Below are 10,410 nucleotides of genomic sequence, written 5' to 3'. Positions count from 1 at the left end.
CACACGGACCCGCCCATGACCGACCCCGACGACCCGACGCCCCCGCCGCCCGACGACGACGGCTCGACGCGCGCGTTCGACCCGCCCCCGCCGCCGGCCGACGGGTTCACCCGCACCCTCAACCCCGGCGCCGGCGGCCGGGACTTCGGCGCCACCCAGGCGCCGGACGACGGCCCAGGCGAAACCGACTTCGTCGCCCTCCTCGCCCCGCCGCAGGAGGCCGGCTCGCTCGGCCGGCTCGGGCACTACGAGGTATTCGGCGTCGTCGGCCGGGGCGGCATGGGCGTTGTCCTCCGGGCGATCGACACAACCCTCCGGCGGTCGGTCGCGGTCAAGCTCCTGTCGCCGGCGCTCGCCGCCGTGCCGACCGCCCGCCGCCGGTTCGCCCGCGAGGCCCGGGCCGCCGCCGCCGTCGCCGACGACCACGTCGTCAAGATCCACTCGGTCCACGACGACGCCGCGGTCCCGTACCTGGTGATGGAGTTCGTCAGCGGCGAGACGCTCGAAGACCGCGCGCGGGCCGAGGGTGCGCTGCCCGTCGACGAGGTCGTGCGGATCGGCCTCGCTGCGGCCCGGGGGCTCGCGGCGGCGCACGCCCGCGGCATCGTCCACCGCGACGTGAAGCCCGGGAACATCCTCCTCGAGGCCGGCACCGGCCGCGTCAAGCTGACCGACTTCGGCCTCGCCCGCGCCGCCGACGACGCCACCATCTCGCGCAGCGGCGTCATCGCCGGCACCCCGATGTACATGTCGCCGGAGCAGGCCCGCGGCGACCAGATCGACCACCGCTCCGACCTGTTCAGCCTCGGCAGCGTGCTGTACACGCTCTGCACCGGCACGCGGGCGTTCGAGGCCGACCACACCGTCGCCGTCCTCGGCCGGGTCTGCGACGACGAGCCGACGCCGGTGCGGGAGAAGAACCCGGCGGTGCCGCGGTGGGTCGCGGCGCTGGTCGAGAAGCTGCTGGCGAAGAACCCGGCCGATCGGTTCGCGTCGGCGGCGGAGGTGGCCGGGCTGCTGGCCGCGTACCAGGCGCACGAGGCGGACCCGGCCGCCCCGCCGCCGCCGCCGATCCGCGGCGTCCGCGCCGGGCGCACTCGCCGCACCCGCCGGTGGGCCGGCGCCGCCGCCGCGGTCGTCGCCGCGGCGGTCGGCGTGTTCTGGTTCACTCGCCCGCCCGGCGACGGGCCGCCGCCGCCGGTCCCGGCCGGCATCCCCGGGTGGCGGGCGCCGACCGCCGCCGAGCTGGCGGCGCGGTCTAGCCCGTTCGACGGCCGCGCCCGCGAGGGCATCCCACCCGGGCAGCCGGCGGAGGCCGTCGTGGTCCTTGGCGAATCCCGGTTCCGACTGCCCAGGCGGGGGCCGAACAACTCGATGGCGACCGACCCGGAAGGCCGATGGCTGGCCGTTCCCAACGGCGACGCAGTCGCCATCTTCGACGCCCGCACGGGGGTGCTGACCCGCACCCTGACCGGACACGCGGGCCGCGTGATCGCCGTGGCTTTCAGCCCGGACGGGCGGTTCGTCGCCGGGGGCAACTGGGCGCCGGGGGAGCCCGGGATGGAGACGTGGACCGACCGGACCAAACCCCACGCCGTGATGGTCTGGGACCGGCAGACGGGCGAGGTCACCGCCACCCTGCCGGGCGGCGTCGCCGGCCTGTTCAGCGTCGCGTTCAGCCCCGACGGCAAGCGGCTGTACGGGTCCGGCCCCGGCGGCGTGGAGACGTGGGATCTGACGACCAAGACCTCGATCCGCCGGTTCGAGTCCGCCGGGTCGGCCGTGGGGCTGTACCACTTCGCCCTCAGCCCGGACGGCAAGCGGGTCGTCTGTAACCACACGAACACGGCGCTCACCGTCCGGGATGTCGAGGGCGGTTCTCCGGTCACGCTCGACGGTCACACGAGCGCGCCCGAGGCGGCGGCCTTCAGCCCCGACGGCAAACTCCTGGCGACCGGCAGCGAAAGCGAACTGCTGCTGTGGGACGCCGAGAAGCTGGAACTGGTCACGCGGATCGCCACCCCGGCGGAATGGGTGGCGTTCACGCCCGACGGCAAACACCTGCTGGCCGCCCGGCACGGCGGCGGCGAAGCCGAACGGGACCACGTCGTGACCCGCTGGAACCTGACCACCTACCAGGGCGCCCCGCTGCTGCCCCCGGTCCGCCGTGCGGCGTGGCCGGCGTACCACCTCAGCCGGGACGGGCACCGCCTGTACGCCCTGATGGAAGACGGTCGGGACGTCGACGGCGTCGTCCACGTCTACGACCTCGCGGCCGGGAAGGAGCTGTTCCCGTACGAGGGCCGCGCCGCCGACGTGTGGGCCGTGGCCGTCAGCCCGGACGGCCGCACGGTCGCCGCCGGCGGGGACGGCGGCGCGCTAGTACTGTGGGATCTCGCCGGTTGGGCGGCGGGCGCCGCCCCGCCGCCGGCGCGCTCGCTCACCGGCCCCACCCAGAAGGTGTACTCGGTCGCCTTCAACCCGGACGGGTCGCTCGTCGCCGCCGCCAGCGTGGACGGCACCGTCCGTGTGTGGAAGGCTGCGACCGGCGACCCGGTCCGCACGCTCGACGGCGAGAAGGACGGCCGCGCCTCGAAGGTCGTGTTCGCCGCCGACGGGAAGACGCTGCTGACCGGCGCCGCCGACGGCGCCGTGCTCGTCTGGGACGTGGCCACGTGGGACGAACAGCAGCCCCGCCGGCTGCACGCCGGGCACGTCAGCGGGCTGGCCGTCAGCCCCGACGGCCGACTGCTCGCGTCGGCCGGCGACGACCGGTCCGTCGTCGTCACCGACCTGACGACCGGGCAGCGAGTCGCGCGGCTCGGTCCCGGCGGGACCGGGGCGGCGGTCGAGGTGCGGGTGGCGTTCGGCGGGGACGGCAGCACACTCGCGTTCGGCGGGTGGGACGGGGCGGTCCGGGTGTGGGACGCGGCGACGCAGCAGGAGACGCAGCTGCCCGGCGCGCCGGTGCCGCTCGACTCGCTGGCCGTGGACCCGACCGGCCGGCTCGTCGCGGCCGGCGGCGGCGGGGCGGTCGTGCTCTGGGACCGCGACCACCCCGGCCGCCGCTATGCGTTTACCGCCGCCGCCCGCCGCCTCGCGTTCACGCCGGAAGGCCGACACCTCGTCGCCGCCACGCCGGCCGGCGTCGCCGTGTTCCGCACGCCGGCGCCCCCCGAGCCCTACGACCCCGCGCCGCGGCCGCTGCCCTCGCCGGAGGAAGTCGCCGCCCGGCCGGGCCTGGCCGACGGCGTGCCGCGCGACCCGGCCCGGCCGGGCTGGGGAGTGCTCGGCGGGTCGCGGTTCCGGCTCCCGCACCCCGGGCTCTCGTCCGAGATGGCGACCGACCCGCAGGGCCGCAGGCTCGCCGTCCCCTGCGGGCACGACCTCGTGCTGTTCGACGCCCGCACCGGCGCCCTCGTCCACACCCTGACCGGCCACACCGACCGCGTCCACGCCGTCGCCTTCACCCCGGACGGCCGGACCGTCGCCGCCGCCAACCTCGCCACGTTTCGAACGCCGTACACGGTCCGGTTCTGGGACGTGGAAACCGGCCGGGAAACGGGAGTGCTGCCGGGCGGCGGCGGGCGGGCATGGGGGCTCGCCTTCTCGGCCGACGCGGCGCTCGTGCTCTGCCTGACCGACAAGGCGATGGAGGTGTGGGACCGGGCGGCGGGGCGGATGGTCCGTCGGTTCCCGTCGGCCTTCGGGCAAGGCCTGTTCTACGGCGTCACGTTCAGCCCGGACGGGCGGCGGGCGGTGTGGGGCGAGGGGCCGCGGGTCCACGTCTGGGAGGTCGGCGCCGCAGCGCCCCCGACGGTCGTGGGTGATGCCGACCACACCGGCCCGGTCGTCACCGCCGCGTTCAGCCCGGACGGCGCGACCCTCGTCACCGGCGGATCCAAGGAGTGGGTGGTGTGGGACGCGGCGACGCTCACCGCCCGGAAGCGTGTGGCCGGCGAGGTGCGGTGGCTGGCGTTCGAGCCGGACGGGAAGACGCTGCTGGTCCGCGACGGGCAGGACGTGCTGGCCCGCTGGGAAGTGGCCGCCGACGCCGACGCCGGTCGCAAGCTGCCCCGGCTGACGGACATCCGCGGGCACCTGAGCACCCGGCTCAGCCCGAACGGGAAGACGCTCTACTCGATCGTCGCCCACGACGCCTTCGGGGGCGCCGAGGAGGCGGTCCGCACCCACGACCCGGTCACCGGGGCGGCCGTCAGGTCGGACATGCACGCCGGCCAGGTGTGGGCGGTGGACACCAGCCCGGACGGGTCGCGGGTCGTGTCGGCGGGGGCCGACGGCACGGTCCGCGGGTGGGACGCCGCGACCGGCCGGCAGCACTGGGCGGTCGCGCGAACGGGGTCGGCGGTCGCCGCCGCGTTCGCTCCGGACGGCCGCACCGTCGCCGCGCACTGGCGCGGCGGGGCGCTCGCCGTCCTCGACGCGGCGACCGGCGCCGAGGTGAAACAGATCACGACCGGCAACTTCCACCAGATCGCATTCTCGGCGGACGGCGGGCTCCTCGCCGGGGCCGGGGTTGACGGCGAAGTCCGGGTGTGGGAGGTCGCCACCGGCCGCGTCCGCCGCGCCGTCCGGGTCGATGCGGCCCCGGCGTTCGCGCCCGCATTCAGCCCGGACGGCCGGCTCCTCGCCGCCGGGTCGGGGGGCAGCCGGATTCACCTGTGGGACCTGGAGTCCGGCTGGGAGATCGGCGCGTTCCCCGCCCCGCCCGGCCCCGTCCGCTGGCTCGCGTTCCGGCCGGACGGGCGGGCGCTGGCGGCGTCGGGTCAGTGGGCCGGCGGCGCGCTCGGGCCGGACAGCCCGAAGCACGCCGCCACACTCCGCGGCAAGCAGGTGGAACTCCCGGCGGCGACGCACGAGTACTTCCTCCACGAACACGAGAGGTACACGTTCACACTCCGCGCCGCGGACGGCGGGATGGTCCCTCAGCTGTTCATTGACGAGGCGCCGCGCGGGGGCGCGCCCCGGGCCGGGGCCGCCCCGCCGGGCCGCCCGGGGGAGTCGGTCGTCGAGTTCACCTCCGCGGAGCCGGGCGTCTACCAGGTGACCGCGTGCGCCGAGTCCGGCGCCGGCCGCTACCGGCTGGAGGTGCGGTACGGCGGCATCGGCACCGAGGTGGGGCCGACCGACGTGGTCGTGTACGACCTGACGACGTTCCGCGAGACGCACCGCCTCGCCGGGCACGACGGGCCGGTCGTCGCCGGGGCGTGGCGGGCGGACGGGCGAGCGCTGGTCACGGCCGGCTCCGTCGACGGCACGGTGCGGGTGTGGGACACGGCGGCGCCGGCGGCGCCCGGCCGGGTGGTGCGGGTGCAACCGCCCGGGGAGCGGTACTTGAACGCGCTGGCGCTGACGCCCGACGGCCGGCACGCGGCGGTCGGCGGCCGCGGCGGGGTGATCCCGCTAGTGCCGCTGCCGGCCGCGCCGCCGGCCTACGACCCCGGCCCCCCGCGGCCGGTGCCGGGACTCCCCGCCGGCCCCGGCCCGGCCGACGCGCTGAGGCACGAGGCCATCCCGCCCGCGCTGCGCGGCGCGGTCGGCGGCGACCCGACCGCCCTGCCGCCCGAGGTGGTCGCGGTCCTCTGCGACCCGCGGCACCGGCTCCCCCGCACCGGCGAGGGCGGGTGGATGGTGCAGGACGCCCACGGCCGGCATCTGGCGGTCCCGGTCGGCGAGCGAGTGTTCGTCTTCGACCAGCAATCCGGGACCCTCGTCCGCACCCTGTCCGGCCACACCTCCCGGGTGTACGCGCTGGCGTTCAGCCCGGACGGCCGGTTCCTCGCCGGCAGCAGCCCCGACGGCGTGCGAGAAGTGAAGGTGTGGGACGTGGCGACCGGCGCCGTCACCGCCACCCTCCACAGCCACTACGACAAGGTGTTCGCCGTCGCCTTCCCGGCCGACGGCGTCGTCCTGACGGCCGGCACGGAGGGGCTGAAGCAGTGGGACGTGGCGACGGCGACCGTCCGCCGGACGATGGCCGCGAAGAACGAGAACGTTTGGCAGATCGCGGTCAGCCCGGACGGCCGGCGGGTCGCCTGCGGCGACTGGCCGAGCAAAACCTTCCGCGTGTTCGACCTCGGCACCGGCGAGCAGGTCGGCACGCTGGCCGGGCACACGGCGAACGTCCTTGCGGCGGCCTGGAGCCCGGACGGCAAGCACGTCGCCACCGGCGGCGAGGCGGAACTGATCGTCTGGGACGCGGCGACCCTCGAACCCGTGAAGACGCTCCCCGGCCACGCCACCTGGCTGGCGTTCGCCCCCGACGGGAAGACCCTCCACTCGGCCCGCCACGACTTCCGGACCGGTGCGGGCGCCGGCCACGTCGTCACCCGCTGGAATCTGGAGACGTTCGAGGCAGCGCCGCTCCCGGCGCTCGGCCACCAGGCCGGATGGGTGACGTACCTCCTCGCCGCCGACGGCAAGACGCTGTACTCCCACCTGGCCCTCGACCCCGGCCAGAAGACGTGCGAGCCGCGGCTGCGCCTCTACGACGCCACGACCGGCGCCGAGCGATTGCCGGCCGACGGGCACGCCGGACAGGTTGGCGCCGTCGCGTTCAGTCCGGACGGCCGCCGGATCGCATCGGTCGGGCTCGACCCCGGCGTCCGCCTCTGGGACGCGGCGACGGGTCGGCCCGCGGGCACGCTCCCGAGCAGCGGCGGCTTCGCCGCCGTCGCGTACAGTCCCGACGGCTCGAAGGTGGCCGCCGGCGAGGGGAACGGGTCGGTCGTGCTCTACGACGCCGCCACCGGCGCGCGGACCCGGCTGCGGACCGCCCGCGATTCCGACGTCCGGTCCGTCGCCTTCTCGCCCGACGGCCGCCTCGTCGCCGGCACCACGACCGTCGGCGTGGTGAACGTGTGGGAGGTCGTCACCGGCCGGTTGCGGCACGCCCTGCCCGGTCCGCGCGGGCTCGCCTGGGCGGTCGCATTCAGCCCCGACGGGCGGACCGTCGCCACCGGCTGGCGCGGCGGGGCGGTCGTGCTGTTCGACGCCGATACCGGCGGCGAGGTGGCGCGGTTCATGGCCCGCGCCTACGATGTGCGCTGGCTCGGCTTCCACCCCGACGGCCGCCGCCTCGCCGCCGCCAGCCTCGGGCCCGGGGGCAACCCGACGCTCGGCGTCTACGACCTGGCGACGCGGGCCGAAGTGAGGGCCGGACCGGTATTGGACGGCGGCTACCTCGGCGGGGCGTGGCGGCCGGACGGCCGGCTCCTCGCCGCATGTGGCACGACGAGCGGCACGGTCGTGCTGCTGGCCGCCGACGACCCGGCGCGGCAGCGCGTCATCCGCCTGTACCCGCCGAACACCCCGTGGCTGCACGGGATGGCGATGGCGCCGGACGGGCGACACCTGGCCGTCGCCGGGCCGGACGGGGCGGTCGCGGTGCTGCGGCTGCCCGCCATGCCCGCGCCCTACGACCCCGGCCCGCTGCGGCCCGTACCCGACCCGACGGCGGTCGCGGCCCGCCCGGCCCCGGCCGACGCGCTGAACCGTGCCGACATCCCGCCGGTCGTGCTGAAGCAGGCCGGGTCCGGCGACGCGCGGCGGGTGCCGCCGGAGGTCGTCGGCGTGTTCGGCCGCGCCCCGTTCCGCCTGCCGAAGTCGGCGCAGCAATCCTTCCTGGCGATCGACCCGGCCGGGAAGTACCTGGCGGTCCCGAACGGACAGGTGGTGGCGCTCTTCGACCCGCGGACCGGGGAGCTCGTCCGTACACTCCCGGCCGGCACCCACCGGGCGTACGGCCTCGCGTTCACGCCGGACGGCAAGCACCTCGCCGCCTGCGACTGGGGCTGGGGCGAAAAGGGCCCACTGCCCAGCACCGTCCGCGTCTGGGACGTCGAGACCGCCGAGACGGTTGCCACGTTCAAGAGCGAGGTCGGGCGGTTGGACGCGCTCGCCTTCCGCCCGGACGGCAAACAGCTCGTCGCCTCCGGCGACGACGGAGTGCAGGTGTGGGACGCCTTCGCCGGCGAGTCCGTCCGCGTGATCCCGGGGTGCGGCTACGTGTGGCAGCTCGGCCTCAGCCCGGACGGCGCGCGGGCCGCGGTCCGCGACCAGGCGAGCGGCGGCGTCCGCGTCGTGGACCTCGGCTCCGGGGCCGAGGTGAAGTTGCTCGACGGGCTCGACGGCGGCGTTGCCGCGACCGCGTTCAGCCCGGACGGCCGGCTGCTTCTCGCCGGCACCGACCGCGAGTGCCGGGTGTACGACGCGGTAACGTGGGAGTTGAAGAAGTCGCTCGCCACCCCGGCCGGCTGGGTCGCGTTCGAGCCCGGCGGCAAGACGATGCTGACCGCCGGCCACGACCAGCGGGTCGTCACGCCGACGCACCAGGTCGTCACCCGGTGGGACGTGGTGACGTTCGCCGGGACGCCACTCCGCCCACTCGGCGACCGCCGCGGCTGGACTGTGTTCACCCCCGACCCGGCCGCGAAGACGCTGTACTCGATCGTCGTGGACAGCCTCGAATCCGGCCACATCGACCGGTACGTCCGCCGGTACGACGCCGCCACCGGCGCCCCGCTCGACCCGCACCCGTACCAGGCGGCGCAGCTGATGGCCGTCGCGTTCAGCCCGGACGGCCGGCGGCTGGCGACGACCGGCGCCGACCACGGGGTGTGGCTCTGGGACGTGGCCGGGAACAAGTTCGACCGCGTCCTGCCCGGCGACCGGGGCTTCAACGCGGTCGGGTTCAGCCCCGACGGCCGGACGCTGGCGGCCGGCGACTTCGCCGGGAACGTCGTGCTGTACGACCCGGCCACCGGCGCACGGGTGCGGATGCTCGCCGGCACGGGGGGCGAACCCCGCGCGCTGGCGTTCTCGCCCGACGGCGCGCTCGTCGCCGCCCCGGGCGGGCACCACACGGTCCTCGTCTGGGAGGTCGCCACGGGTCGGGTCCGGCACGTCCTCGCCGGCCTCCCCGGGGCGGCGTGGGCGCTGGCGTTCAGCCCCGACGGCAAGACCCTCGCCGCCGGCCGGTACGGCGGCGGCGAGGTGGCGCTGTTCGACGTCGAGACCGGCTGGGAGGTCGCCGCGTTCCAGGTCCGGGTGGGGACCGCCCGCTGGCTCGGGTTCCACCCGTCCGGCCGGTCGCTGGCGGTCGTCGGCGACGCGTACGGCGGCGACGTCCACTTCGGCGTCTGGGACCTGGCGACGCGGACCGAGGCCCGCGGGATCACGGTCCCCGACGGCGGGCAGCTCGGCGGGGCGCTGCGGGCCGACGGCCGGCTGCTGGCGACGAGCGGCAACCGCGACGGGCTGATCCGGCTATTCGACCCGGCCCCTGGCGGCGGCGAGCAGGTGATCCGGGTATATCCGCCGAAGACCGACTGGCTCCACGGCCTTGCCATGTCGCCCGAGGGCCGCCACCTCGCCACCGCAAACCCGGACGGCACCACGACCATCCTCCGCCTCGCCTCGCCGGGCGTCGTGTTCGAGCCGAAGACGCCGCCGGCGCGGGCGCTCGTCGGGCATGACACGCGGGTCGTGAGCGTCGCGTACTCGCCGGACGGAACGCGACTCGCTTCGGGGGCGGACGACGGCGTGCGCGTCTGGGACGCGGTGACCGGGAAGCAACTCCATGCCCTCGCCGTGCCCGGCGGCAAGACGTTCGCCGCACTCGCGTTCTCGCCCGATGGCAAGCACCTGCTCTCGGCGCCCAGCGACGTGCCGACCGACCGGCGCACCCCGATCACAATCTGGGAGGTCCAATCCGGCCGGGCGGTCGGCACGCTCGACGGCCATACCGGGCCGCTGTGGCAGGTCGCCTTCTCGCCCGACGGCAAGACGCTAGTCTCGGCCGGGCACGACGCCACGATCCGCTGGTGGAACTTCGAAACGCGGGCCGAGCGGAAAAGCGTGCCGTCGCCGGCCCGGCAGTACGTCCGCTCGGTCGTCATCGCCCCAACCGGCCAGCTCGCCGTGGGCACCGGCGACCGGGTGTTCCTGCTCGGGCCGGACGGCCTGACTCTGCGGACGATCGGGAAGGCGGCCGCCCCGCTGACCTACTCGCCGGACGGCCGACTCCTCGCCGGGGTGACGTGGCAGGAGGGCCGGGTGACGGTGTGGGACGCGGCCACGGGCGACGAGGTGGCGGCGTGGCAGGCGCACGACGGCCGGGTGAACGGGCTGGCGTTCGCCCTGGACGGCCGCACCCTGGCGACCACCGGGTCCGACCGGGCGGCCCGGCTGTGGGACGTAACGACGCAGCGGCAACTGGCCGAGTTCCCGCACGCCGGCGAGGCCTACGGGCTGGCCTTCTCGCCGGACGGCCGGGTGCTGGCGACGACTGGGACGCAGGACCGGCTGGTCAGGGTCTGGGACGTGACCGGGATTCGCGGAGACGCCGGGCCGTGATCGACTGCAGGGGGCGGAAGCTCACGCGCGGTG

General features: G+C 76.2%; 1 protein-coding gene. It reads left to right on the top strand.

What is annotated here, in order from left to right; all coding sequences use genetic code 11:
- Positions 1 to 15 precede the first annotated feature (15 nt).
- Complete coding sequence (locus ETAA1_RS18745; RefSeq protein WP_145241126.1) at positions 16 to 10,377, top strand: protein kinase domain-containing protein; 10,362 nt, start codon at positions 16 to 18, stop codon at positions 10,375 to 10,377.
- Positions 10,378 to 10,410 lie beyond the last annotated feature (33 nt).

The sequence above is a fragment of the Urbifossiella limnaea genome, from assembly GCF_007747215.1.
In the GTDB taxonomy this organism is placed as follows: domain Bacteria; phylum Planctomycetota; class Planctomycetia; order Gemmatales; family Gemmataceae; genus Urbifossiella; species Urbifossiella limnaea.
This window is presented reverse-complemented; position numbering and strand designations above follow the sequence as displayed.